The sequence below is a fragment of the Brevundimonas sp. GW822-FHT03E11 genome, from assembly GCF_058801445.1.
In genome coordinates, this window is record NZ_JBXANG010000003.1 from 373,212 (window position 1) to 396,704 (window position 23,493).

At 68.6% G+C, this 23,493-nt stretch carries 22 protein-coding genes, 1 tRNA gene and 1 other RNA gene; 17 read left to right on the forward strand and 7 right to left on the reverse strand.

All coding sequences use genetic code 11. The features are described from left to right. Window positions 1-103: 103 nt before the first annotated feature. Window positions 104-1,546 carry a right-handed parallel beta-helix repeat-containing protein gene (locus AC1RKE_RS07140; protein ID WP_395941969.1) on the reverse strand — a complete coding sequence of 481 codons (1,443 nt, stop codon included), beginning with the start codon at window positions 1,544-1,546 and terminating at the stop codon, window positions 104-106. 18 nt (window positions 1,547-1,564) lie between these two features. Beyond that, on the reverse strand, window positions 1,565-3,016 hold the full coding sequence (locus AC1RKE_RS07145) for a tetratricopeptide repeat protein (RefSeq protein WP_492896688.1): 1,452 nt from the start codon (window positions 3,014-3,016) through the stop codon (window positions 1,565-1,567). A gap of 3 nt (window positions 3,017-3,019) precedes the next feature. Here AC1RKE_RS07145 and AC1RKE_RS07150 point away from each other — a divergent pair, with 3 nt between their 5' ends. The 5 genes from AC1RKE_RS07150 to AC1RKE_RS07170 all read left to right on the forward strand — a co-directional run bounded on the left by AC1RKE_RS07150 (window position 3,020) and on the right by AC1RKE_RS07170 (window position 6,773). Further along, the gene (locus tag AC1RKE_RS07150) at window positions 3,020-3,160 is read left to right on the forward strand and encodes a hypothetical protein (protein ID WP_492896690.1); all 141 of its coding nucleotides are present in this window, start codon (window positions 3,020-3,022) and stop codon (window positions 3,158-3,160) included. A 159-nt stretch (window positions 3,161-3,319) separates the two neighbouring features. Beyond that, window positions 3,320-3,829: a GAF domain-containing protein gene (locus AC1RKE_RS07155; protein WP_183214964.1), complete on the forward strand. Its 510-nt coding sequence runs from the start codon at window positions 3,320-3,322 to the stop codon at window positions 3,827-3,829. A gap of 37 nt (window positions 3,830-3,866) precedes the next feature. Beyond that, window positions 3,867-4,541: an SDR family NAD(P)-dependent oxidoreductase gene (locus tag AC1RKE_RS07160; protein ID WP_348684944.1), complete on the forward strand. Its 675-nt coding sequence runs from the start codon at window positions 3,867-3,869 to the stop codon at window positions 4,539-4,541. Further along, complete coding sequence (locus AC1RKE_RS07165; protein ID WP_395941968.1) at window positions 4,541-5,386, forward strand: HpcH/HpaI aldolase/citrate lyase family protein; 846 nt, start codon at window positions 4,541-4,543, stop codon at window positions 5,384-5,386. The genes AC1RKE_RS07160 and AC1RKE_RS07165 overlap by 1 nt, the downstream gene beginning before the upstream one ends. A gap of 67 nt (window positions 5,387-5,453) precedes the next feature. Then, complete coding sequence (locus AC1RKE_RS07170; RefSeq protein WP_348683528.1) at window positions 5,454-6,773, forward strand: Hsp70 family protein; 1,320 nt, start codon at window positions 5,454-5,456, stop codon at window positions 6,771-6,773. A gap of 12 nt (window positions 6,774-6,785) precedes the next feature. Here the strand turns inward: AC1RKE_RS07170 and AC1RKE_RS07175 are convergent, their stop codons facing one another. Continuing rightward, window positions 6,786-7,292 carry a MarR family winged helix-turn-helix transcriptional regulator gene (locus AC1RKE_RS07175; protein WP_348683530.1) on the reverse strand — a complete coding sequence of 169 codons (507 nt, stop codon included), beginning with the start codon at window positions 7,290-7,292 and terminating at the stop codon, window positions 6,786-6,788. 113 nt (window positions 7,293-7,405) lie between these two features. Between AC1RKE_RS07175 and AC1RKE_RS07180 the strand changes: the two genes are divergently transcribed. Next, window positions 7,406-8,917, forward strand: a complete 1,512-nt coding sequence (locus AC1RKE_RS07180) for a serine hydrolase (protein WP_348683532.1) — start codon at window positions 7,406-7,408, stop codon at window positions 8,915-8,917. 137 nt (window positions 8,918-9,054) lie between these two features. Here the strand turns inward: AC1RKE_RS07180 and AC1RKE_RS07185 are convergent, their stop codons facing one another. Then, window positions 9,055-10,143, reverse strand: a complete 1,089-nt coding sequence (locus AC1RKE_RS07185) for a hypothetical protein (RefSeq protein WP_348683534.1) — start codon at window positions 10,141-10,143, stop codon at window positions 9,055-9,057. 391 nt (window positions 10,144-10,534) lie between these two features. Beyond that, window positions 10,535-10,610, reverse strand: a tRNA-Ile gene (locus AC1RKE_RS07190). Between the two features lie 223 nt (window positions 10,611-10,833). Here AC1RKE_RS07190 and AC1RKE_RS07195 point away from each other — a divergent pair. Beyond that, entirely contained in the window at window positions 10,834-11,586 is a 753-nt protein-coding gene (locus AC1RKE_RS07195; protein WP_201462999.1) for an SIMPL domain-containing protein, read from the forward strand. 68 nt (window positions 11,587-11,654) lie between these two features. Here the strand turns inward: AC1RKE_RS07195 and panD are convergent, their stop codons facing one another. After that, window positions 11,655-12,011, reverse strand: a complete 357-nt coding sequence (gene panD, locus AC1RKE_RS07200) for an aspartate 1-decarboxylase (protein WP_152950811.1) — start codon at window positions 12,009-12,011, stop codon at window positions 11,655-11,657. Between the two features lie 225 nt (window positions 12,012-12,236). Between panD and sppA the strand changes: the two genes are divergently transcribed. The 3 genes from sppA to AC1RKE_RS07215 all read left to right on the forward strand — a co-directional run bounded on the left by sppA (window position 12,237) and on the right by AC1RKE_RS07215 (window position 15,229). Beyond that, on the forward strand, window positions 12,237-14,015 hold the full coding sequence (sppA, locus tag AC1RKE_RS07205; RefSeq protein WP_348683535.1) for a signal peptide peptidase SppA: 1,779 nt from the start codon (window positions 12,237-12,239) through the stop codon (window positions 14,013-14,015). Window positions 14,016-14,130: 115 nt separating this feature from the next. Next, on the forward strand, window positions 14,131-14,454 hold the full coding sequence (locus AC1RKE_RS07210; RefSeq protein ID WP_191554389.1) for a hypothetical protein: 324 nt from the start codon (window positions 14,131-14,133) through the stop codon (window positions 14,452-14,454). A gap of 13 nt (window positions 14,455-14,467) precedes the next feature. Further along, a complete protein-coding gene (locus tag AC1RKE_RS07215) occupies window positions 14,468-15,229 on the forward strand; it encodes a peptidoglycan recognition protein family protein (protein WP_333895833.1) in 762 nt (253 codons plus the stop codon). On the opposite strand, the gene AC1RKE_RS07220 is transcribed toward AC1RKE_RS07215, so the two are convergent. Beyond that, window positions 15,226-16,095, reverse strand: coding sequence for a hypothetical protein (locus AC1RKE_RS07220; protein ID WP_333895834.1), 870 nt, complete (start codon window positions 16,093-16,095; stop codon window positions 15,226-15,228). The genes AC1RKE_RS07215 and AC1RKE_RS07220 overlap by 4 nt on opposite strands. Window positions 16,096-16,206: 111 nt before the next feature. Between AC1RKE_RS07220 and rnpB the strand changes: the two genes are divergently transcribed. The 7 genes from rnpB to AC1RKE_RS07255 all read left to right on the forward strand — a co-directional run bounded on the left by rnpB (window position 16,207) and on the right by AC1RKE_RS07255 (window position 23,493). Further along, window positions 16,207-16,586, forward strand: an RNA gene (rnpB, locus tag AC1RKE_RS07225) — RNase P RNA component class A. A gap of 394 nt (window positions 16,587-16,980) precedes the next feature. Next, complete coding sequence (locus AC1RKE_RS07230; RefSeq protein WP_054766445.1) at window positions 16,981-17,457, forward strand: division/cell wall cluster transcriptional repressor MraZ; 477 nt, start codon at window positions 16,981-16,983, stop codon at window positions 17,455-17,457. Further along, complete coding sequence (gene rsmH / locus AC1RKE_RS07235; protein WP_182713312.1) at window positions 17,454-18,422, forward strand: 16S rRNA (cytosine(1402)-N(4))-methyltransferase RsmH; 969 nt, start codon at window positions 17,454-17,456, stop codon at window positions 18,420-18,422. Before AC1RKE_RS07230 ends, rsmH begins: the two co-directional genes overlap by 4 nt. After that, on the forward strand, window positions 18,419-18,844 hold the full coding sequence (ftsL, locus tag AC1RKE_RS07240; RefSeq protein WP_182713313.1) for a cell division protein FtsL: 426 nt from the start codon (window positions 18,419-18,421) through the stop codon (window positions 18,842-18,844). Before rsmH ends, ftsL begins: the two co-directional genes overlap by 4 nt. Next, window positions 18,841-20,613: a peptidoglycan D,D-transpeptidase FtsI family protein gene (locus tag AC1RKE_RS07245; protein WP_054766442.1), complete on the forward strand. Its 1,773-nt coding sequence runs from the start codon at window positions 18,841-18,843 to the stop codon at window positions 20,611-20,613. Before ftsL ends, AC1RKE_RS07245 begins: the two co-directional genes overlap by 4 nt. After that, window positions 20,610-22,070 (forward strand): UDP-N-acetylmuramoyl-L-alanyl-D-glutamate--2,6-diaminopimelate ligase, encoded by a 1,461-nt coding sequence (locus tag AC1RKE_RS07250; protein ID WP_348684748.1) that lies wholly within the window; start codon window positions 20,610-20,612, stop codon window positions 22,068-22,070. Before AC1RKE_RS07245 ends, AC1RKE_RS07250 begins: the two co-directional genes overlap by 4 nt. Beyond that, the gene (locus tag AC1RKE_RS07255) at window positions 22,063-23,493 is read left to right on the forward strand and encodes a UDP-N-acetylmuramoyl-tripeptide--D-alanyl-D-alanine ligase (RefSeq protein ID WP_348684750.1); all 1,431 of its coding nucleotides are present in this window, start codon (window positions 22,063-22,065) and stop codon (window positions 23,491-23,493) included. The genes AC1RKE_RS07250 and AC1RKE_RS07255 overlap by 8 nt, the downstream gene beginning before the upstream one ends.

Sequence of the window (23,493 nt, forward strand, 5' to 3'; positions counted from 1 at the left end):
GGCTTGACCATGGCGTTTGTAACAAAGCGTGAGCCTGAAACCGGTTTCCGAACCTCGGTTTTTCGATCACGCCGAACCGTCGGACTGCGCCGTACAGGGACGATTACCAGCCGCGCCCGCCGCGACTCCAACGATCATCGCCATAGTAGCGGTTGTCCGGCACATAGCGGCCGTCCCGATCATACCAACCGTAGCCCTGCTGGTACCGATCATAGCCGTCCAGCGGATAGCCGTAGTCATAGTACTGACCGTCTTCGGCCTCCCACCAGTCGCGCGGATAGGGGCTGTATTGGCAGTCATAGCCGCGGTCGCCGCCGCCCCAGGAGGGGACGTAGCGGTCACGATAGCGGTTTTCGAAACGGGGGCGGCACAGGTCGCGCGACCACACCCGATTGTCGCGGGCCTCAATGCTGGCGCGCGGCTCGCCATAGATGGCGTCGCGGACGCCGGCGAAACTGTTGCCGGTGATCACCGCCCGGCCCGAGGCGGCGGCGACCCCGACCTGATCCACCCGGACGCGGTTCTGATCGAACAGCAGTTCGCCGTTATAGAGGACCGCGCCCTTGTCGCCCTTGCAGATCCGGCTGTTGGAGACCGAGACCGAGGCGCCCTCCACCGCCACCCCTTCGACATAGCCGCAGATCTTGGCGTTGCTGATCTCGACCCGGCCGTAATCGCGGGCGGAGCGAACGATCACTCCGATGGCGCGCGGGCCGAAGCTGTTCGGCTGTTCCGATCCGATCAGGGTGACCGAGGTCAGGCTGGAGGGGGCGGCGGAGCCCGGCGTCAGATCGACGCCCGAGACGGCGCCGGTGATGGCGGTCTCATACAGGGTGACGGCGGCGCCGTCGGCGACCACGGCGGCCGAGACGGTGCGGGCGTCGATCAGGGCGTCGCGCAGGTCCAAGAGGCCGCCGTCGACATAGATCGCCGCCTCGTCGCCCGCGTGGCGGAAGCCGACCCGGCTCATGACGATTTCAGCCCCATAGCCGATGACGCAGGCGGCGTCGCCGGCGTGGGGTGAGGCGAAGACCAGGTCGCGGACCTCGACCCGGACGCCGGGGGCGGCGGTCAGGCAGGGCAGGCCGTCCGGCGCCTGAAGGGTGGGCGTCGCCGCATCCCAGCGGCGCGGATCAAAGCCGCTGTCGCCGATGATGGTCATCGGCTTGTCGATGTTCAGCCAGCCAACGCAGGCGCCGCCCCTGGCCCGGATGATCAAGGTGCCGCCGGGGCGCACGCGCTGGACCGCGCTCTCGATCGCGCCCGAGCCGGGATTGCCGCCGCAATCGACCAGGACGACCTCTTCCTGGTGCGGGGGGCGGGGCAGGGGACGCCAGTCGGGACCACGATACCGGCCGTAGTCGTAGCGGCGATGGGCGCGGGGCCGGGCGCGGGTCGGCGGGTCCAGCAGGACGCCGAAATTGGGCCGGGTCTGGGCCTCGACCTTTGCGGCGACCTGGGCCTGGACCGGGTCGGGCAGGGTCGTCAGGGCGGCCAGGGCGAAGGCCGCCAGGAGCGAGACTTTCGCGAGCGAGCGGATGTTCATGCGACCAGACCCTCCGTTTCAGCGGCGCTGTTGTTGGGCGCGGGACACCTGGGACAGCAGGGCCTGCAGGCGCGAAGCCGAGGGGCCGAAGCCCGACAGCGCGGATTCGATACGGAAGGCGACGGCGTCGGCCTTGTCCTGGTCGGCCACCCCGGCGACGCCGAGGGCGAAATAGGTGGACATGGCGAACTTGGCCTCGGGGCTGCCCTGGCGGGCCGCCTCCTCGAACCATTTGAACGATCGGGCGTAGTCGGCGGGCAGGCCGATGCCCTCGGCGTACATGACGGCCAGGACCAGTTGGGCCTCCGACGAGCCGTTGACGGCCGCCAGCTGGATGGCGCGGACCCGTTCGACCGGGGACAGGCGGCTCTCGGTCGCATGGCCGATCATGGCCTCGAAGGCCTCGATCTGTTGTCGGGACAGCTGTTCGGGGGCGGTGACGACCTCGGGCGTCACGCCCAGATAGCGCAGGGCGCGGCCCACATGGATGAAGGGCAGTTCGCCCTGAAGCCGGGACAGGGCGTATTCATAGGCGTCGCCGCGCGGGCGGCTCTCGTCCGAGAAGGGGACGCCCGAGGCCGGGGCCTCCAGCGGATAAAATTCGAACGGCGGGGTCCACTGGCGGGCTTTGGCCTCGACGAAGCCGGCGTACTGGGCGCGGTTGGGCGAGGAGCGTTCGAAGTCCTTCATCAGGACATAGGCGCCGACGTCCCCGGTCTGAACCGCCAGATAGTTGTAGAGATAGGCGTCGACGTCGTTGCGCTGGAACAGATTGACCGCCGCCCAGTAGCCGCCGTGCGACCGGGGCTGGCCCAGGGCGCCGCCCTCGGGCTTGCGGCCCAGCGCCTCGCGGGCCTCGCGATTGTCGGCCGGTTCGCCGAAGGGGCCGTACAGGCCGTCGTGCAGCCGGGCCAGGGTGCGATAGCCCTCTGCGTCCTGGGTCGAGAGGATGTAGATGACGCGGTCGCGCACCGCCTCCTGCTCCTGGCGGCTCATCCGCGACAGCTGGCGGTCCAGCACCTGATAGGCGCGGTGGCGTTCGAAGGCGCGGCAGTCGTCGTATTTCGACAGGCGGCGCAGACCCCCGCCGAACAGGCCGCCGGCCTTGCGATCGACCCCGTTGATCGGGGCGTAGCCCTCGTCATTGGCCAGGGCCATGGCGTACCAGACCGAGCTTTCGATCGGATCCTCGATATTCTTGTCGGTGGCGCGGACGGCGGCGTAGCGCGAGCCCAGCTCCAGCTGGGCGAAGACGTCGCCACGGAAGGCGGCGCGGCGCAGGTGGCGCAGGCTCGCCTCCTGGGCGTTGAACTCGGACCCTGTGACCGAGGCTGGGCGGGGGCAGGACAGGGCGGCCTCGTTCTGGGCCCCTCGGCGCCAGAAGCCGGGGGCGCCGTCGCCGCAGCTGGCCAGAAGCAGGACGGCAATCAGCAGGACCAGAACCGCCACGGCGCCGCCGGCCAGGGGCATGCGATGCCGCTGGAGCTGGGATGGACCGTGACCGGCGTTGTCGTACTCGCCCATACCTTCCTGTCGCTCCCGCAATCCCAACTGGCCGACGCGACGCAGGACGGCGCGCCGACGCCGACGGGTCAGACCGCCAAACATGGTTAACAATGTTTTGCGACAAAGCGGCGCCACAGCAAGCGGCAAATTTGGCTACGCCGAACCTTGTTGTGCGATTTCCGGTATTTAACAAATTGAACCCTGTGGACGAAGGCTCGCTTCCGGGGGCAGGGGCGCCTATATCGGCTGCGAATCGAAGGAGCGCCCATGTCCTATGTCCCCCGCGACGACCGCCCCGCCGACAAGGCGGACCGCTATGCCGAGGTCGAGGCCGAGATCCTGGCGGTGCTGGACGGGGAGCCGAATCTGACCGCGCGGATGGCGACCGTGGCCTCGATGCTGGCCGACGCCTTCGACCACTTCTTCTGGACCGGCTTCTACGTCGTCGCGCCGGACAAGACGCCGGATGGGGCGGACGAACTGGTGGTCGGACCCTATCAGGGGACGCTGGGCTGTCTGCGGATCGCCTTCGGGCGCGGGGTGTGCGGGACGGCGGCGGCGACACGCCAGACCCAGCTGGTCGAGGACGTCCACGCCTTTCCCGGTCACATCGCCTGCGACAGCCGCTCGGCCAGCGAGATCGTGGTGCCGGTGCTTGACGTTTCGGGCGAACTGATCGCCGTCTTCGACGTGGATGCGACGACCCCGGCGGCCTTCGACGCCGTGGACCAGGCGGGGCTGGAACGCCTGATGGCCAAGGTCTTCGCCGCAGGCTGAGCCGACAGACGAGAGGGGCAAAGGGATGGAGGACGAGATGAAACGGGTGATCGCGATCACGGGCGGGCACGGGGTGCTGGGCCGGGCCGTGCTGGAGGCCGCCCTGGCGGCGGGGCTGGCGGTCGCCGTCATCGACCATGCCGAAGGCCATCCGGTTCCGCCCGGGGTGCTTGAGATCGGCGGCGTCGACCTGACCGACCCGGTCCAGGCCGAGGAGGCCGTGGCCTCTGTCATCAGCCGCTACGGCCGGCTGGACGTCCTGGCCAATATCGCCGGCGGCTTCGTCTGGCAGACGACGGACGACGCGCAGCCGGCCTGGGACCGGATGCAGGCCCTGAACCTGACCACCGCCCTGAACGCCAGCCGCGCGGCTCTGCCCTATCTGAAGGCGGCGTCGGACGGGCGGATCATCAATGTCGGTTCGGCTGCGGCGCTGAAGCCGGGCGCGGGCATGGGGGCTTACGGCGCCGCCAAGCTGGGCGTCCACGCCCTGACCCAGGCCCTGGCGGAGGAGCTGAAAACCACGTCCGTAACGGTCAATGCGGTGTTGCCGTCAATCATTGATACGCCCGCCAACCGCAAGGACATGCCCGACGCCGATCCGGCCGCCTGGGTCGCCCCGGCCGATCTGGCGGCGGTGATCCTGTTCCTGGCCTCGCCCGAGAGCCGGGCCATGACCGGCGCCCTGGTTCCTGTCACCGGGCGGGTCTGATGTCGGGCGAACTGGCTCGCAGCGTCCTCTATCTGCCGGCCTCCAACGCCCGGGCGATCGAAAAGGCCCGGAACCTGGACTGCGATGTCGCCGTCCTTGATCTGGAAGACGCCGTGGCGCCCGAGGCCAAGATTGAGGCGCGGGTGGCCGCCGTGGCGGCGGTGAAGGCGGGCGGATTTCGTCCCCGTCTGGGCGTGCGGATCAACGCCCTGGACACCGACTGGGGCGAGGACGATTTGGACGCTCTGGCTCAGGCGGGCGCCGGCCTGATCGTCGCGCCTAAGGTGGAGACGGTCGAGACCGTCTACGCCCTGTCGGCCCGCGCGCCGGATGCGGCCCTGTGGGCCATGATCGAGACGCCGCGCGGCCTGATCGCCCTGAGCGAGATTGCGGCGGCGGGCGGGGGGCTTCAGGGGCTGATGCTGGGGGTCAACGACCTGGCCAAGGCCCTGAGGACGGGCGCGTCGCCGGATCGCGAACCGTTCAAGCCCTGGCTGGCGGCCCTGGTGGTCGCGGCGCGGGCGCACGGACTGCTGGCCATCGACGGGGTGTTCAACCGGATCGAGGACGTCGACGGCCTGGCGGCCGAGGCGGCGCAGGGCCGGCTGTACGGCTTTGACGGCAAGAGCCTGATCCACCCGTCCCAGATCGCCGCCGCCAACGCCGCCTTCGCCCCGTCCGAGGCTGAGGTCCAGGCGGCGCAGGCGGTGGTGGCGGCCTTCGCCGCGCCGGAAGCCGAGGGGCGAGGCGCGATCCGGGTGGGGGGCGCCATGGTCGAACGTCTGCACCTGGGCCAGGCCGAGGCCTTGCTGGCGCGACACGCCGAGGCGACGAACCGCCGGTAAGGCCCTATCCGGCGTTTCCTAATCCGCCGGGACACTGTAGGAAGCCCGCCCTTCGAGGAGCCGGGTCATGACCACGCCGCAGCCGATCACGATCGGCATAGACTTCGGCACGACCAATTCGGTCGTGGCCCTGGCCGATCCTGCGACCGGCGCCGAGCTGGTCCGTTTCACGGTGGACGGGTCGGGCGGCGTCTCCACCTTCCGCTCGGCCCTCAGCTTCCAGTTTCACCCGGCCGAAGACGGCGGTCGCCCTGAGCGGGTGGTCGAGGCCGGGCCCTGGGCCATAGACGCCTATGTGGACGATCCGGCGGACACGCGCTTCATCCAGTCGTTCAAGACCTTCGCCGCCAGCGCCGCCTTCACCGAGACCCGCATCCACGACCGGCGCTATACGTTCGAGGATCTGCTGTCCGCCTTCCTGCTGAAGCTGCGCCACCATGCGGGGGCCGCCATGGCCGATCTGCCGCCCCGCGTCATCGTCGGCCGCCCCGTGACCTTCGCCGGCAATCGGCCCGACGAGGCCCTGGCCCTGTCGCGCTACGAGACGGCGTTCAAGCGGCTAGGGTTCCAGGACGTCCGCTACGCCTATGAACCCGTCGGCGCCGCCTTCTATTTCGCCCGCACCCTGAAACAGGACGCCACCGTCCTGGTCGCCGACTTCGGCGGCGGCACCAGCGACTTCTCCATCGTCCGGTTCGAACGCACGCCCGAGGGGCTGAAATCCACGCCCCTGGCCCAATCCGGCGTCGGAGTGGCCGGCGACGCCTTCGACTATCGGATCATCGACCATCTGGTCTCGCCCGAACTGGGCAAGGGCAGTTTCTACACCAGCCTGGGCAAGACCCTGCCGGCGCCCCAGCGCTACTATTCCGCCTTCGCCCGCTGGGACCAGCTGGCCCTGCTGCGGGCGTCGCGCGACATGCGCGACATCCGCGCCCTGGCGACCACCTCGCTTGAGCCCGAGAAGATCGAGCGGCTGATCGAGGTGCTGGACGACAACCACGGCCACGCCCTGTACCGCGCCGTCTCCAGCCTGAAACAGGATCTGTCGCGGGACGAGACGGCCGACTTCCGTTTCGTCGCGGGCGGGGTGCGGATCGAGGCGACGGTGACGCGGGCCCAGTTCGACGCCTGGATCGCCCCCGAACTGGCCGAGATGAAGGCGGCGCTGGACCAGGCCATCGACCGCTCCGGCCTGGACCCCTCCGCCATCGACCGCGTCTTCCTGACCGGCGGCACCTCCCTGACCCCCGCCGTCCGCGCCCTGTTCACCCGTCGCTTCGGCCCCGACCGGATCGAGACCGGCGGCGAGTTCGAATCCATCGCCGCCGGCCTGGCCCTGATCGGACTGGAGCCCGACGTCGAACGCTGGACCCAGGGCGGCTGATTCGCAGCAGCCTCAGTCTTCCGCCGCCGTCATCAGGCGGCGCAGCACCGTCTCCGCCTCCCGTCTCTGGCTCGGGTTCAACGGGGCCAGCGCGCGTTCGGCCATGGCGAAGCGCGGGTCTATGAAACCCTCGACCAGGGTCAGACCTTCCGGCGTCAGCTGCGCCAACAGGCGTCGGCGGTCTTCCTTCACACTGTGGCGCGACACCAGGCCTCGCGTCTCCAGACGCCGCAGGCAGGCCGTCAGGCCGCCGGAGCTCAGCAGGACACGCTTAGCCAGATCCGTCGGCGACAGTTCGAACGGGGCGCCGGCCCGGCGCAGGGTCGCCAGCACGTCATAGTCGGAATAGGACAGCCCATGTTCGGCCAGCATCTGGGCGACGGCCTCTTCGTATCGTCGCCCGAGCCACAGGATGCGCCCGACAATATTCAGGGCGTCGGCCTGGGTTTGAGGCCGCGCGTTTCGCCAATCGGCCAGGACGGCGTCGATCACGTCCGGCGAGGAAGAGGTCTGAATCATCGCTGCACGATAGGCGTCGGACGCTCTCGGCACAAATCTTTGCGAAAAATATCTTGACATAAAATATCTTGATGAAAAGATATTGGCGTGATCGAGAGGGCTTGGATGTGGCTTTGAGAATCCTTTGGAAGGCTGCTGCGGCCGCCTCCGTCTTTCTGACCGGTGCGTGCGCGACGCCGCTACAGGCCGCACCGCGCCAGACGCTTCAGGATCCAGCAACCTCTGCCCCCGCAACCTCCGCCCTTGCGGTCTCGCCCGATCTGAGCGCGGCCTTAGACGCCTATATGAAGGCGGCGGTGCGTAACGCGGCCTTCAGCGGGACCGTCCTGGTCGCCGCGCACGGGAGACCTGTCTTCCGTGGAAGCTATGGACTGGCGAACCGGGCCTTCGACGTCCCCAATGACACCGACACCGTCTATCAACTGGCCTCGGTCACCAAGCCCTTCACCGCCCTTCTGATCATGATGCTGCAGGAGGAGGGGCGGCTCAGCGTCGATGACCTGGCCTGCGACCACCTCGCCGACTGTCCCCCGGCTTGGCGGGCCGTCACCGTGCGGCAACTGCTGACCCACACCTCCGGAATCCCCAACTACACCAGCCTGCCGGACTGGGACGAAGCCCTGGACAGCCGAACCTACGGCCCCGGCGGCGTCGTGGCCCTGGTGCGGGATCGGCCGCTCGAATTCGCGCCGGGCCAGGGCTATCGGTACAGCAACACCGGCTACAACCTGTTGGGGACGATCATCGAACGGGTCGCCGGCAAACCCTATCCGGAGGTCCTTCGTGAGCGGATTCTGGCGCCGCTCCACATGGATCATACGGTCTTCAACGCTTCTCGCCGGATCATCCCTCATCTGGCGACCGGCTACTATTCGATCGGCTCCACCTTCATCGAGGCGACGCCGCAGTCGATGACCGGCGTCTACGGCGAGGCGGGGCTCAGCAGCACCGTGGACGATCTGTCGACCTGGGCCCAGGCGGTCGGCGCCGGGCGGCTGGTCTCGCCCGCCTCCCTGGCCCAGATGACCGACGGGGCGCGCAACAACTACGGCTTCGGCTGGGAGATTCGCACCTGGCACGGTCGCCGCATGGTCGGCCATGCGGGCAGCGGGCCGGGGTTTTCCAACATGGTCGCCCGCTTTCCTGACGACGACCTGACCATCGTGGTCCTCAGCAACAGCGACGAGGCCAGCGGCGGCGGGACCGCCCGGGCCCTCGCCGGCCTCTATTTCGGCGAGGCGACGTCCTTGCCGGAGGTTCAGCCCAAGACGGTGATCCTGGATGCGGTGATGGCGGGCGGGGCCGAGGCCGGTATCCGTCAGTATCAGGCCATGAAGGCGGCCCAGCCCTCGGCCGAAGCCTTCGCCACCGACGAACTTCTGGTCGAGATCGGCTATGAGCTGTCCGGCCTGCCCGCGATGGAGGAGGCGCGCCGCCTGTTCGAGTTCACGCTCGAACAGTTTCCGCAATCAGCCTTCAGCCATGACGGCCTGGCCGACATTTCGGTGGCCGAGGGCGACTTTGCGGCGGCGATCGCCCATTTCGAAACGTCGCTGCGGCTTGACCCAGACAATGAGTACGCCCGCGAGGGGCTGAAGCGCCTAAAAGGCCTCCCTGAAAGCTGACGGCGAGCGCTGTCGGACCGAGTCTTCCGCGAGTTCGAATCCATCCCCGCCGGCCTGGCCCTGATCGGACTGGAGCCGGACGTCGAACGCTGGACCCAGGGCGGCTGAGGCTCGCGCTGCGCGTTCGGCGCGACGTCTCATTTCTTCGCAGGCTTCTCCGCGGTCGGGGCTTGCGGCTGAGACGGCTTGTCCGCCGTCGGCTGCCGCTCCTTCCAAGCGAACAGGTTCCGATTGTTCCAGGCGACGCGGATCGTCGCGGATTTGAACTCTCGCACCGCCACCTCATAGGTGGTGAAGGCGCCCTCATGGCAAGGCGGCAAGGCCAGCCGCATCGCCAGATTGTCCTTGATCAGGAAGGCGGAGATGTCTTCTGGAGACGGCGCGGTTTCAGAATGGAAAAGGAACCTCAGTTTTACGTTCGTCACCGGATATCGCATCGAAGATATGGAGTAGAACGGTTCTTTTGCGTTGTATTCATCGACCAGATGAATGACAGTCGTTCTCTTGACGATCACATTGAAGAATGCGCCGAAATTCTTGTAAATCGAATGTACTACCTGGTTGGGCAGTATGGTTACGAGCGGATTTCGAGGCAGGGATTCGTTGTAGATCTCGATCACATTGATCGATTTTTCGTTGCCCTGCTTTATGATTTCCCCCTTGATCGAGCGATGTCCGACCTGGGCGTCAAAGACTTGGTGGTCGGGGTCTATCGACGCCTTTTCCCCATCCACCTTGGTGGTCGAATGATAGGCGCCCACGTCGGGTTGGTTGGCGTGGAAGAATTGCTTCCTCGTCAAAATTGCCCGCTTCATGTCGGGCTCGGCGAAGCTTAGGGTGACGTCGGTCTCCAAAACCGACAGTGGGACGCGCGCATTGTCCCAGTATTCGATCGCCTGTCGAACCCAGATGCCCAGCACCACCAAGGGTATGACGCTCGCCGCCAAGAACAGATAGCCGCCGATCGGCACGTCTGGATAGATCGGCGTCGGGATTTGCAGGAGGGCGATGAAGGTGTCGACGGCGTCGTGGGTGCAGACCTTGGGCAGTTCGCCTGCTTGGCCCGCCGCAACAGCGTTCAGCCGGTGGGCCAAGGCAGGGTCGCTGATCGCCACGCATTTTCCATACTCTCGGATCGGCGGCCAAAAGATCGCCGCCCAGCCCGCGATCCAGGTTATGGCGCCCGCCAACCAACCCAGCCTGTCCCACCACCTGCCTTTGAACATCACGCGCCTCCCGGTGGCATAAAGCTCGTTTTCAGCGAACGCGGCAATCCAAAAAGGAAGGGCCAAAAAGCAGAAAGGACAGGGCTGGTGAGGCCCTGTCCCTTTCACTCGCCGTTCGGCGAAAAACCAGCAGCCCGCTGGCGGGGCTTAGATCGTTTCGGTCGCACGCATACTCATTGCCTCGCTTCCAGAGTCGGAAAATACCGACGTTCAGAGCCTAACGGCCCATGATTAAGAAAATCCCTTCGCCGCCGCCGTGTTCCCGACGGTTGGAAGAGAGAGAAGTGGGTGTTCGACATCGACCGCACAAGCGATCTGCTGTTTGACTACTTGTGTTCGGCCGTTTCGGCTAGACCCCTGAGGGCTGAGAAATTCAGAGAAAGAAGTCCCGTGGTAGGCCCGGAGGGACTCGAACCCCCAACCAGACCGTTATGAGCGGTCGGCTCTAACCATTGAGCTACAGGCCCCCAAGGACGCGGCCGAGAGGCGCGGCGCGGCGGGAGGAACGGCCTAGCAGGGGAGGGCGCGGCTTGCCAAGGGCCTGATCTTCGCCGCGTCCGTTTCGGCGAATTCATCAAGATGAACGGAAACCGACATCGACGACCGGACGTTCGTTCAGGCGTAAAAGGCCAAGGTTACGGCCATGGATCGACGACCCCGTCGGTCGGGATCTTCCACGGAGACATCTTCATGAAACGCGCCTTCCAATCCCTGATGCTGGGCGGGGCCCTGACGGCCGCTGCGGTGATGGGCGCCGTCGCGCCGGCTGCGGCCCAGACGGTCCAGCCGGGCGTCCAAATGATGCAGCCTCCGCCCTCGCTGAACCTGTCGGCCTATGGCGAGGTCAAGGCCGCGCCGGACATGGCGACCATCAGTTTCGGCGTCCAGACCGAGGCGGCGACGGCCCAGGAGGCGATGCGCGACAATGCGACCCGCATGACCCAGGTCATGGCCGCCCTGCGCCGCGCCGGGATCGCCGAGCGCGATGTCCAGACCTCGGGCCTGAACCTGTCGGCGCAATATGACTATCAGCAGAACGAACCGCCCAAGCTGCGCGGCTATCAGGCCGTGAACCGGGTGACGGTGACGATCAACGACCTGACCAAGGTCGGGACCACCGCCGACGCCGTGGTGGCCGCCGGGGTCAATCAGATCGACGGCATCAGCTTCGGCCTGAAGGATCCCTCGGCGGCCGAGGACCAGGCGCGCCGACTGGCCGTGCAGGCGCTTCAGGCCAAGGCCCAGCTGTACGCCCAGGCCCTGAACGTCCAGCTGGCGGGCATCCGCAACCTGAGCGAAGGCGGCGGCTATGCGCCCCAGCCGCCGCAGCCGATGTTCGCCGCCCGCGCCGTGGCCATGGAAAGCCGTGACAGCACGCCGGTGGCCGCCGGCGAACTGACGGTGCGGATCGACATCACCGGCGTCTACGACATCGCCCGCTGATCCCGGGCGCAGAATGAGAAAGGCCCGCCGTCGCCGGCGGGCCTTTTTGCATCGGCGTCGATCTCGGCTCAGGCCGGGCGCTTGATCTCGTTATCATCGTCCAGCAGCACGACATTGGGCGTCCACTGGCGGGCTTCTTCCTGGGGCAGCTGGCCGTAGGTGACGACGATCACCTTGTCGTTCTTCTGGACCAGGCGCGCGGCGGCGCCGTTGACGCCGATGACCCTGGAGCCGCGCGGGGCCTCTATGGCGTAGGTGGTGAAACGGGCGCCGTTGGTGATGTTCAGCACATCGACCTGTTCGTTAGGATAGATTCCGGCCGCGTCCAGCAGGTCCATGTCGATGGCGATCGACCCCTCGTAATCGAGGTCGGCCTGGGTCACCGTGGCCCGGTGCAGCTTGGACTTCATCAGGGTGACCAGCATGGACGGCGGTCTCCGAAATAGGACACGGGGCGATAGGCCCCCGCTCGCAGGCGGCTCATATAGGGATTTCCGCCCTCCGCATCAATCGCGGCGCCGCATCGCAACCGCGGCCGTGTGCGGCGCCGAACTGCGCCCGCACGTTGCACGACGTTCATTTGACGGTGACTGTTCCCGCTCTATGGTGCGGCTGAGCCATTCCGGCCTCTTGCGAGCGCGCCTTTTCCCATGAAGCAATTCTTTCTGACGGTTCTGGGGGTTTTCACCGGACTGATCCTGTTCGTCGTCGTGGTCCCGGTCGTTCTGCTGACGGTCGCCATCGCCGGCGCCTCCAAGCCGACGACGCCCGCGACCATGGTGCTGGAACTGGACCTGCGCGAGGGGATCAGCGACCAGCCCTCGACCAATCCGTTCGCGGCCTTCGGGGGATCGAGCCTGTCGGTGACCCAGGTGGTGGACGGTCTGGCCCAGGCCCAGGAGGACGCCGGCGTCAAGGCCGTGCTGGTCCGCCTGCCGGAAAGCGGCATGACCCCGGCCTCGGCGGATGAGCTGCGCCAGGCGATCCGCCGCTTCCGCGCCTCGGGCAAGCCGGTCATCGCTCACAGCCAGGGCTTCGCCCCTGCGGGCGCGGTGATGTCCACCTATATGGTCGGCGCCTCGGCGTCGGAACTGTGGATGCAGAACACCGCCGGATTCCAGGCCACCGGCTTCTCGGCCGACAGTCTGTTCTTGGGGCGCGCCTTCGACAAATACGGCGTCCGCGCCGATTTCGAGCAGCGCTACGAATACAAGAACGCCGTCAACGAATACACCCAGAGCGACTACACCCCCGCCCACCGCGAGGCGATGACGGCCTGGATGACCTCCATCTATGACAGCGCCCTGGCCAACGCCGCCCAGGACCGCAAGACGACCTCGGCCGCCCTGAAGACGGTGATCGAGGCCGGCCCCTATTCGGCGGAACAGGCCCTGGCGAACAAGCTGGTCGACAAGATCGGCCAGGTCGAGGAGGCCGAGGCCGAGATCAAGCGCCGCGCCGGCAAGGGCGCCGAGATCGTCAAATTCGGCAAATACGTCTCTGAAAAGGGCGAACGGACCGGATCAGGCCGCAACGCCATAGCCATCGTCGGCGGGGAAGGGGCGATCGTGACCGGCCGCAGCGACGGCGGCGGCTTCGGCGGCGGCTCCTCCATCCATTCTGACGATACGGCCGAAGCCATCTATGACGCCATCGAGGACAAGAGCGTGAAGGCCATCGTCTTCCGCGTCTCCTCGCCCGGCGGCTCGCCCGAGGCGTCGGAACAGATCCTGGCGGCGGTGCGCGCGGCCAAGGCCGCCGGCAAGCCGGTGGTGGTCTCCATGGGCGCCTACGCCGCCTCGGGCGGCTATTGGATCAGCTCTGAAGCCGACTGGATCGTGGCCCAGCCCTCGACCCTGACCGGCTCCATCGGCGTGTTCGGCGGCAAGTTCGTGATCGCCGACGCCCTGGGCCGGTTCGGCGTGGACATGCGCGAGCTGACCGTGGGTGGTTCCTACGCCGACGCCTTCTCCCCGACCCAGCCCTTCACCAACAGCCAGCGCGCGGCCTTTGCGGCCTCGATGGACCGGATCTACGACGACTTCATCACGCGCGTCGCCACCGGCCGCAAGCTGGAGCCTGCGCGGGTGCGCGAGATCGCCAGGGGCCGGGTCTGGACCGGCGCCCAGGCCCTGCCTCTGGGACTGGTCGATCAGCTGGGCGGGCTGAACGAGGCGGTGGCCAAGGCCAAGGCCCTGGCCAAGATTCCGGCCGGCGAGTCGGTCCGCTTCAAACATTTCCCCAAGCAGAAGTCGCCGTGGGAGGCCCTGTCGGAAATGTTCGGGGTCCAGAGCGAGGCGGCCCAGGCCCTGGTCATGCTGGGCGGGGTCATGGCCGACCCTCAGGCCCAGGCCGTCATGCGCCGCATCGAGGGTGAGCGGATGCGCAGCGAGGGCGCGGTCATCCTGGCCGATCAGCCGCTTTTCTGAAGGAGGCGTGACGATCAATCGCACACAGGCGTGAGGGGGCGCTCCATTGACCGCACGGCTCAATGGACCGACATTGAGGCTTGGGCGTTCTGCGGAACGTCTGAAAGGATGATCCATGTTCCAGTCTGAACGTCTCGCCTCTCTGGGCGTCGCGGCCCGTCGCCGGCCCAACGGCCTGGTGTCCTCCATCCTGTGGGTCGCCAGCCTGATCGCCGCCGTCGCCGCCATGGCGGTGGGCGCGGTTCTGGCCGTCTTCACCGCCGCCGCGGTGGCCGTGATCGCCCTGTTCGCCGGCGTGCTGGTCTTTCTGGCGGGTCTGGCCATGCGGGCGCGCCGCAACCTGACCCCGCGCCGCCGCGCTGGAGACCCCGAGCTGATCGAGGCGCACAAGGTCAACGGCACCTGGGTCGCCTACGGCTGGGACCGCCACGGCCGCTGAGGCCCCCTGAACCATGGTTGAGCTGATCGCGGCGCCCTCGCCGAACTTCGATGCGCGCCGCGCGCCGCCCGATATGCTGGTGCTGCACTATACCGGGATGGAGACCGGCGAGGCCGCCCTAGCCCGTCTGCGCGACCCGGAGGCCAAGGTCTCGGCCCATTATCTGGTCGAGGAGGACGGCCGCATCTTCCAGCTGGCGCCCGAGGAACGGCGCGCCTGGCACGCCGGTCGGGGCGTCTGGCGGGGCGAGGACGACTGCAACGCCGTCTCCATCGGCATAGAGATCGTCAATCCGGGCCATGAGTTCGGCTATCGCCCCTTTCCCGAGGCCCAGATCGCCGCGGTGATCGCCCTGATGGGCGAGATTCGCCAGCGCTGGACCATTCCGGACAACCGCATCATCGGCCATTCCGACCTGGCGCCGGATCGCAAGGCCGATCCCGGCGAACTCTTTCCCTGGAAGCGGCTGGCCGAGGCCGGACACGGCCTGTGGTTCGAACCGGCGCCCGAACGGATCAAGGCCCTGGGCGGCCTACTGCAGAAGGGCGACCAGGGGATCGGGGTCGTGGTCCTGCGCGCCGGCCTGCACCGGCTGGGCTATGGGCTGGCGCCCGGCGGCGACTATGACGCCGAGACCGAGACCACCGTCCGCGCCTTCCAGCGCCACTGGCGGCCCGGGCGCGTCGACGGTGTCGCCGACGGCGAGACCCGCGCCCGTCTGGTCGGCCTGCTGCAGCTGGCCAGCGTCGAGAGCGTCACGGGCGTGCTGGATTAGTAGGTTCGCGCGCGCGCCGTCGCCGCCAGCAGTCCGACCCCCAGCCAGGCGCCCAGGATCGGGCTCATGCCCACCCCGACCAAGGGAACCGGAAAGGCGCCGAACAAGGGCGTGACCGCCCAGGCGGCCAGACACAGGCTCAGTGCGGCCCCGGCCAGCTTCAGTCTGGCGTCAGGCCGGGTCAGGGCGGCCGGAACCGCTGCGAAGACGGCCAGAAGGATCAGGGCCAGACCGCCGATCAGCGGAGAGACTTGGAAGGCCAGGCCGACGATCTCCTCCACCTCGGCCACCGGCTGCAACGGATCGGGCCGCATCCAGGCCGCTGCGGCCGCAACGCCGGCGAACAGGATCAAGGCGGCCTTCACTCCACGGCTGGGCGCGCGAAAGGCGGCGACCAGGATCAGGACCGCCGCCAGCGTCGTGGTCTGAGAAGCGTCCGGCTGGGCGACCAGCAGGATCAGGGCTGCGACGGCGGCGCCCCAGATCGCCCGACGATCCTCGGCCGCCGCCAGCACGACCGACAGGGACGGCAGGACGACCATGGCGATATTGACGTGCAGAGGCCCGGCGTCGATCCAGCGATGCACCCCCTCCTGGGCTGGATTGAAGAAACTGGCGGCCAGCCCCGTCACGGCCAATCCAGCGACGGTTAGAGCCGCCTCCGGCGACACGACGCGCCGCCCCGCCGCCGCCAGGGCAGCGGCGATCACCGCTCCGACCAGCCAGGCCGCCAGGTTCCGTCCCCAGGAGGCCGCCGATACGCCGCTGAGGGCGCAGACGGCGGCGCCCAATCCCACGGCGGCCAGGGACGCCAGGCCGAATACCGCCATCAGCCGCACGCTCTTGTTCGTCGCCGTCTTCGTCATGGTCTCGCCCCTCCAGCCACGCCCAGCAGTCACGGCGCCCCCGGTCTCGTCAAGCCGCGAATGATCCGCCTGCTGTTGACCTGGGCGGCCGGGCGGCGCATCTAGCCCCCGCCAGACGGCCGGGCGGTCGCGGCGGACTTCGCGTCCGTCGAGGAAAGTCCGGGCTCCACGGTGAAAAGGCGGCGGATAACTTCCGCCCGGGGCGACCCGAGGGATAGCGCCACAGAAAGCAAACCGCCTCCCGTTCGCGGGCGGCAAGGGTGAAAGGGTGGGGTAAGAGCCCACCGCGGACCTGGCGACAGGGACGGCATGGCAAGCCCCGCCTGGAGCAAGACCAAATAGGGACATCGTGCGGGGTTCGCCTCGCGGGGCTCACCGCCCTGGATGTCCGGGTAGGTCGCGAGAACCGTTCAGCAATGGACGGTCCAGAGGAATGATCGTCGCCGTCCTTCGGGGCGGAACAAAACCCGGCTTACAGGCCGTCTGGCATATCTTTTTTTGAGGGCCTATCGGCCTTCGGCCTACTTGAGGCCTTTCGTTTGGGCGGCGCGTCTTCAGCCCGCTTGAGGCAGTTGCTTCCATCCCCATCTTTCGCCGCCGGATCGGGCCGTCCACACGGCGGCGCCCGTTAACCTCTTGTGGGCGCTGGACTGCCTAGACTGATCCACAGCCTGTGAATACTTTGCAAGTTCCGCTTATGTTCTCTCCGTCGGAGCGACTTCAAGTCCAATCGCGTGAAAACATGGTTAAGTAACACTGCTGATCCCATTGAGACCCATTTCATCCCATGCTATCCCACTCTCATGAGATGGGGCTGAGAGGCGGGCGCGGCGGGCGTTCGTCAGGCATCTAAGGGACGGGCCGAAGGGTTCGATTGGGCAGGGCGTGTTTCTCTCGACCTACGAGAAGCAGCTGGACGGCAAGCGCCGTCTCCTGATCCCCAATGATTTCCGCACGGCTGAAAACGGCGCGGCCGGCGGCGTCTTCATCTTCCCTTCCATCGAGGCCGACTGTCTGGAAGCGGGCGGCGACCGCCTGTTCGCCGTCTATGCCGAGATGATCGAATCCCTGCCGTTCGGCTCCGAGGAACGTTCGGCCCTGGAATGGCAGGTGATGGGCGAACAGGTCCGCCTGGCCTATGACGCGGGCGGCCGCATCACCCTGCCCGAATCCCTGTGCGCCGAGGCGGGTCTGGAGGACACGGTCGTCATCGTCGGCTTGAACGACCGGTTCCAGATCTGGTCGCGCGAGAAGTGGGCGGCCCGTCGCGCCGAACAGCGCGCCCTGGCCAAGGCCGGCATGGCCCAGATCGGCGCCCTGAAACTGGCGGCCCAGATGAAGCTGGCGGGAGGCGGTTCGTGACTGAAGCGCCCCACGCCCCCGTCCTGCTCGCCGAGGTGATCGAGGCCCTTAAGCCCGCGCCCGGCGAGGTCGTGATCGACGCCACCTTCGGCGCCGGCGGCTATACGCGCGCCATTCTGGCGACCGGCGCCGCCGTGATCGCCCTGGATCGCGATCCGACGGTTCAGCCCCACGCCGACGCCGTGGCCGCCGACTTCCCCGACCGGTTCCAGCTGGTCCGCACCCCCTTCTCGGGTCTGGCCCAAGCCTTCGCCGACAGCGGCAAGGCCCGGCTGGACGGCGCCGTCTTCGATATCGGCGTCTCCTCGATGCAGCTGGACCAGGCCGAGCGCGGCTTCTCCTTCATGCGTGACGGGCCGCTGGACATGCGGATGTCCGATGAGGGCGAGACCGCCGCCGACATCGTCAACGGCTGGGACCACGGCCCCCTGGCCCACATCTTCAAACTGTACGGCGAGGAGCGTCAGTCGGGGCGGGTCGCCACCGCCATCCTGCGTCGCCGGGTCGAACAGCCCTTCACCCGCACCCTGGACCTGGCCGAGGTGGTCGAAAAGGCATTGGGCGGCCGTCGCGGCGCGCCGATCCATCCGGCCACGCGTGTTTTCCAGGCCCTGCGCATCGCCGTGAACGACGAACTGGGCGAGCTGGAGCGCGGGCTGGAGGCGGCCGAGGCGACCCTGGCCCCCGGCGGCCGTCTGGCCGTCGTCACCTTCCATTCGCTGGAGGACCGGATCGTGAAGGCCTTCCTGACCGAACGGACGGGCAATACGCCCGCCGGATCACGTCACGCCCCGATCGCCGTCGACCCGCGCAAGCCCAGCTTCGCCCTTCAGTTCAAGGGCGCGCGCGAAGCGGGCGAGGCGGAACGCGCCGCCAACCCGCGCGCCCGTTCGGCGAAGCTGCGGGCGGCGATCCGCACCGAGGCCCCGGCCTGGGCGCCCGAAAAGACGAGGATGGCGGCATGACCACGGCGCCCTTCTTCGGCTACTCCCGCAACGCCCTGCAGCGGCTGTTCGACTGGAAGATCCGCGGCGTCCGCTGGATCGAGATCATCGGCGTGGCCCTGGTCGCGGTGATGATCGTCTCGGTCTATGCGGCCAAGGCCGCCGCCGCGCGCGAAAGCAGCCGCATCGCCCAGCTGGAACAGGATATCCGCGAAAACCGCCAGCGGGTCCGCCTGCTGCGCGCCGAGGTGGCCCGCCTGGAACAGCCCGCCCGGCTGGAAAATCTGTCGCGCCAGATCGGCATGGCTCCGGTCGACGTCCGTCGCCAGGCCGATGAAGCCCAGTTGCCGCACCTGAAGTCGGCCGCCGCGCCCGCGTCCCCGGCTCAGCCTCAGGCCGCCGCCCCGTCCGCCGACGCCCCATCCGATGAGGCGGCGCAATGACGGTTCAGGATCATCGCTATCACCGGCCGGCGCCGGGCGTGGATCTGCAAGGCCGGTTGTCGCCCTTCTGGCGCTGGCTGTCGGAACTGGTCTGGCGGCTGGAGCACGGCTTCGAACGCGCCCGCGCCGACGCCCGCCCGGAAGAGGACACCCGCGTCCGCATCTTCCTGATCCTGATCGTCTTCTCCTGCGTCTTCGCCGGTCTGGCGCTGGGGGCCTCCTACCGGGCCCTGTTGGCCCCGGCCGGCGCCCGCGGGTCCGGCGCCAGCCCCGACGCCCTGGTGCGCGGCGACCTGACGGACCGCAACGGCGAGCTGCTGGCGATCAACATCGTCCACTACGGCCTCTATATCGACCCGGCGGAGATCTGGGACCGCGGCCTGGCCTATCGCCAGCTGCGCCGCGCCCTGCCGCGCATTCCGGCCGAGCGGCTTCGGCGGGTGCTGGACGGCGACCGCCGCCTGATCGTGTTGACCGGTCTGACGCCCCAGGAGAAGGCCGCCGTCCACGATCTGGCCCTGGGCGGCGTCACCTTCGAGCCCGAAGATCGCCGCGCCTATCCGCTGGGAACCTCCGCCGTTCACCTGATCGGCGACGCCGATACGGGCGGGCAGGGGATCTCCGGCGCCGAACTGGCCTTCAACGACGAGATCCGGGCGGCGGGCCAGCGCGGCGAAAGCTTCCCCCTGTCGATCGACCTGCGGGTGCAGGGGGTGGTCGAGAACGAACTGGCCGCTGCGGCGATCAAGAACCAGGCCAAGGGCGCGGTCGCCATCGTCACCGACGTCCAGACCGGCGAGGTCCTGGCCATGGCCAGCTGGCCCAACTTCAGCCAGTCGAACCGCGGCGCGGCGCCCGACGGCGCGACCCTGAACCGGGCGGTGTCGGGCCACTATGAAATGGGCTCGGTCTTCAAGACCTTTACGGTGGCGGCCGGTCTCGACACCGGCCGGGCGGACATGGGCACCCTGTTCGACGCCTCCGAGGCGTTCCAGATCGGCGACCGCAAGATCAAGGACTTCCACGCCCAGAACCGGGTCATGACCCTGGAAGAGGTCTATCTGCACTCGTCCAACATCGGCACGTCCCAGCTGGCGGTGCAGATGGGGCCGGACACGATGCGCGACTATTTCCGGCGCCTGGGGCTGCTGGACGCCTCCACCATCGAGCTGAAGGAATCGGCCCGACCGGTCCTGCCGCGTCGCTGGGACAACTCGACCCTGGCCTCGCTCTCCTTCGGCTACGGCATCATGATCACCCCGGCCCAGATGGTTCAGGCCATGGGCGCCCTGACCAACGGCGGGCGGATGGTGCCCCTGTCCCTGCGTCGCGGCGGCGCGCGCGGCGCCAAGCCGCAGCAGATCGTCACCGAGGACACCTCGCGGGCGGTGCTGGAGCTGATGCGCGCCAATGTGGTCAAGGGCTCGGGCGGTTTCGCCGACGCGCCGGGGCTTCGTGTCGGGGGCAAGACGGGCTCGGCCAACAAGCTGGTCAACGGCCGCTATGACCCCAGCCACGCCCTGGGCTCCTTCGCCGCCGTCTTCCCCGTGGACGGGCCTCTGACCGCCAAACGCTACGCCGTCTTCGTCCTGATGGACGAGCCGGGAACCTATCCCAAGACCGGCGCCTATGTGGCCGCGCCCGCCGTGCGCAACATCGCCGACCGGATCGCCGGCTTCCTGGGCGTCGAGCGCCGCGCCGACCGCTGGCGCACGGCCTCGGGCGAGAAGATCCCGCAATATCAGGACGTGCAGGGGGACGGGCTGTGAGCGCGCTTCACCTGTCCGATCTGCTGCGCCGCGACCTGGCGTCCGATCCGATCATCACCGGCGTGACCGCCGACAGCCGCAAGGTCGCGCCCGGCGCCCTGTTCGTCGCCCTGCCGGGTACGACGGCCGACGGCCGCGCCTTCATTCCCCAGGCCCTGGCCCAGGGCGCCGCCGCCGTCCTGGCGCCGGCCGATACGCCCGCCGGCGCCGCGCCGGTGCTGGTGACCTCGGGCGACGTGCGCCGGACCTACGCCATCGCCGCGCGCGGCTTCTACGGCGCCCAGCCCAAGACCTGCGTGGCGGTGACGGGCACCAACGGCAAGACCTCGGTCGCCGCCTTCTGCCGCCAGATCTGGGCGGGCCTGGGCCATAAGTCGGCCAGCATGGGCACCCTGGGCGTCGTCGGTCAGAAGGGCGACAAGACCTACGCCCTGACCGGTCCCGGCCTGACCAGCCCCGACGCCGCCGAGGCCGCCCGCCTGATGGCCGAACTGGCCGCCAAGAACGTGACCCGTGTGGCGGTCGAGGCCTCGTCCCACGGCATCGACCAGCGGCGTCTGGACGGAGTGGCGCTGAAGGCGGCGGCCTTCACCAACCTGACCCAGGACCACCTCGACTATCACGGCACGATGGACGCCTATCGCGCCGCCAAGCTGCGCCTGTTCGAGGCCCTGCTGCCGCGCGGCCGCACGGCGGTGCTGAACGCCGATTCCGACGCCTATTCCGCCTTCGCCGCCGCCTCCATCATGGCGGGCCTGGGGGTCATGGGCGTGGGCGAACGCGGGCGCGACCTGACCCTGATCGGCCGCCAGGCGACGCCGGAGGGCCAGCGCCTGACCCTGGACGTGCAGGGCGAGGTGCGTGACATCCTGTTGCCCCTGGCCGGCGCCTTCCAGGCCTCGAACGCCCTGGTGGCGGCGGGCCTGTGCATCGCCGCCGGCGACCGCCCCGACGCCGTCATCGGCGCCCTGGAAGGCCTGACCGGCGCCCAGGGCCGGCTGCAAAGGATCGGCGGGCCGGAAACCGGGCGCGGCGAGGTCTATGTCGACTACGCCCATACGCCGGACGGGCTGGAGACGGTGCTGACCGCCCTGCGCCCCCATGCGACCGGCCGTCTGATCGTGGTCTTCGGCGCCGGCGGCGACCGGGATCGCGGCAAACGGCCCCTGATGGGCGAGATCGCCGCGCGTCTGGCCGACGTCGCCATCGTCACCGACGACAATCCCCGCTCGGAAGACCCCGCCTCCATCCGCGCCCAGGTCCGCACCGGCTGCCCCGATGCGCTGGAGATCGGCGACCGCCGCGCGGCCATTGAAGCCGCCATCGAAATGATGCGCGACGGGGATGTGGTGGTGATCGCCGGAAAAGGGCATGAACAGGGCCAGATCGTCGGCGGGACGACTCATCCCTTCGACGACGCCACCGTCGCGTCCGAGGCCCTGTCTTTGTATGCCTGATACACCCGCCCGCCCGCTCTGGACGGCCGCCGAGATCGCCGCCGCCACGGGCGGCGTGCTGCACGGCGACGACCGCCCCGTCACGGGCCTGACCTACAACAGCCGCGAGATCGTCCCCGGCGACCTTTTCCTGGCCCTGAAGGGCGCGCGCGACGGGCATGAGTTCGCAGCCTCGGCCTTCGCCGCCGGCGCGGCGGCCGCCCTGGTCGACCGACCGGTCGAGGGCGGACCCTATGTCGTGGTCCCCGACACCCTGCACGGGCTGGAGGCCCTGGGCGTCGCCGCCCGCGAGCGTGCGCCCCAGGTCAAGCGCGGCGCCGTCACCGGCAGCGTCGGCAAGACCAGCGTGACCCAGGCGATCAAGGCGGGGCTTGATCTGGCCGGCCCCGCCCACGGCTCGATCAAGAGCTACAACAACCATATCGGCGTGCCTCTGACCCTGGCGCGGATGCCGGTCGAGACCCGGCGCGCCGTCTTCGAGATCGGCATGAACGCCCCCGGCGAGATCGCGCCCCTGTCGCGCTTCGTCGCCCCCCACGCGGCCTGCGTCACCACGGTCGGTCCGGTCCATATCGAGGCCTTCTCGGATGGAGAGGCGGGGGTGGCGCGCGAAAAGGCCGCCATCTTCCAGGGCCTGGTCCCCGGCGGGACGGCGGTGGCCAACGGCGACGTCGCCTTCTCGGGCCTGCTGTGCGACGCGGCCAGGGCGGTCGGGGCGCGCCTCGTGACCTTCGGGACCGATCCGGGCCATGACGCCCGCCTCAAGGACTTCCGCCCGGACGCCGAAGGGGCGACGGTCTTCGCAGACCTGTTCGGCCAGCCGCTGGAGTACCGCCTGGCCCAGTCCGGCGCCCATTGGGGCCTGAACAGCCTGTGCGTCCTGCTGATGCTGGACGCTCTGGACGTGGCGCTGGACACGGGACTTCAGGCTCTGGCCGGCTTCCAGCCTCTGGCGGGACGCGGCCAGACCCGCACCGTCGCCGTCCTCGGCGGCGCCTTCACCCTGATCGACGAGAGCTACAACGCCAATCCCCTGTCGATGACGGCGGGCTTCAAGAGCCTGGGCGCCCGCCCCGCCGCCGGCCGCCGCATCGTGGTCCTGACCGACATGCTGGAGCTGGGCGACCAGAGCCGCGACCTGCACGAGGGCCTGGCCCAGCCGATCGAGGCCGCCGGCCTGGACCTGGTCCATGCGGCCGGTCCCCAGATGCGTCATCTGTACGACGCCCTGCCGGTCTCGCGACGCGGCCTGTGGCGCGAAACCGCCGCCGAACTCGCCGCCGAGGCGTCCGTGCTGGCGGGCCCCGGCGATATCGTCATGGTCAAGGGATCGAACGGGTCCAGGGCGTCCCTGGTCGCCAAGGCCCTGGCCGATCTTCAAACCGCCCCTTCAAGCCCTGACACGCCCCCGGCGCCCCGATAG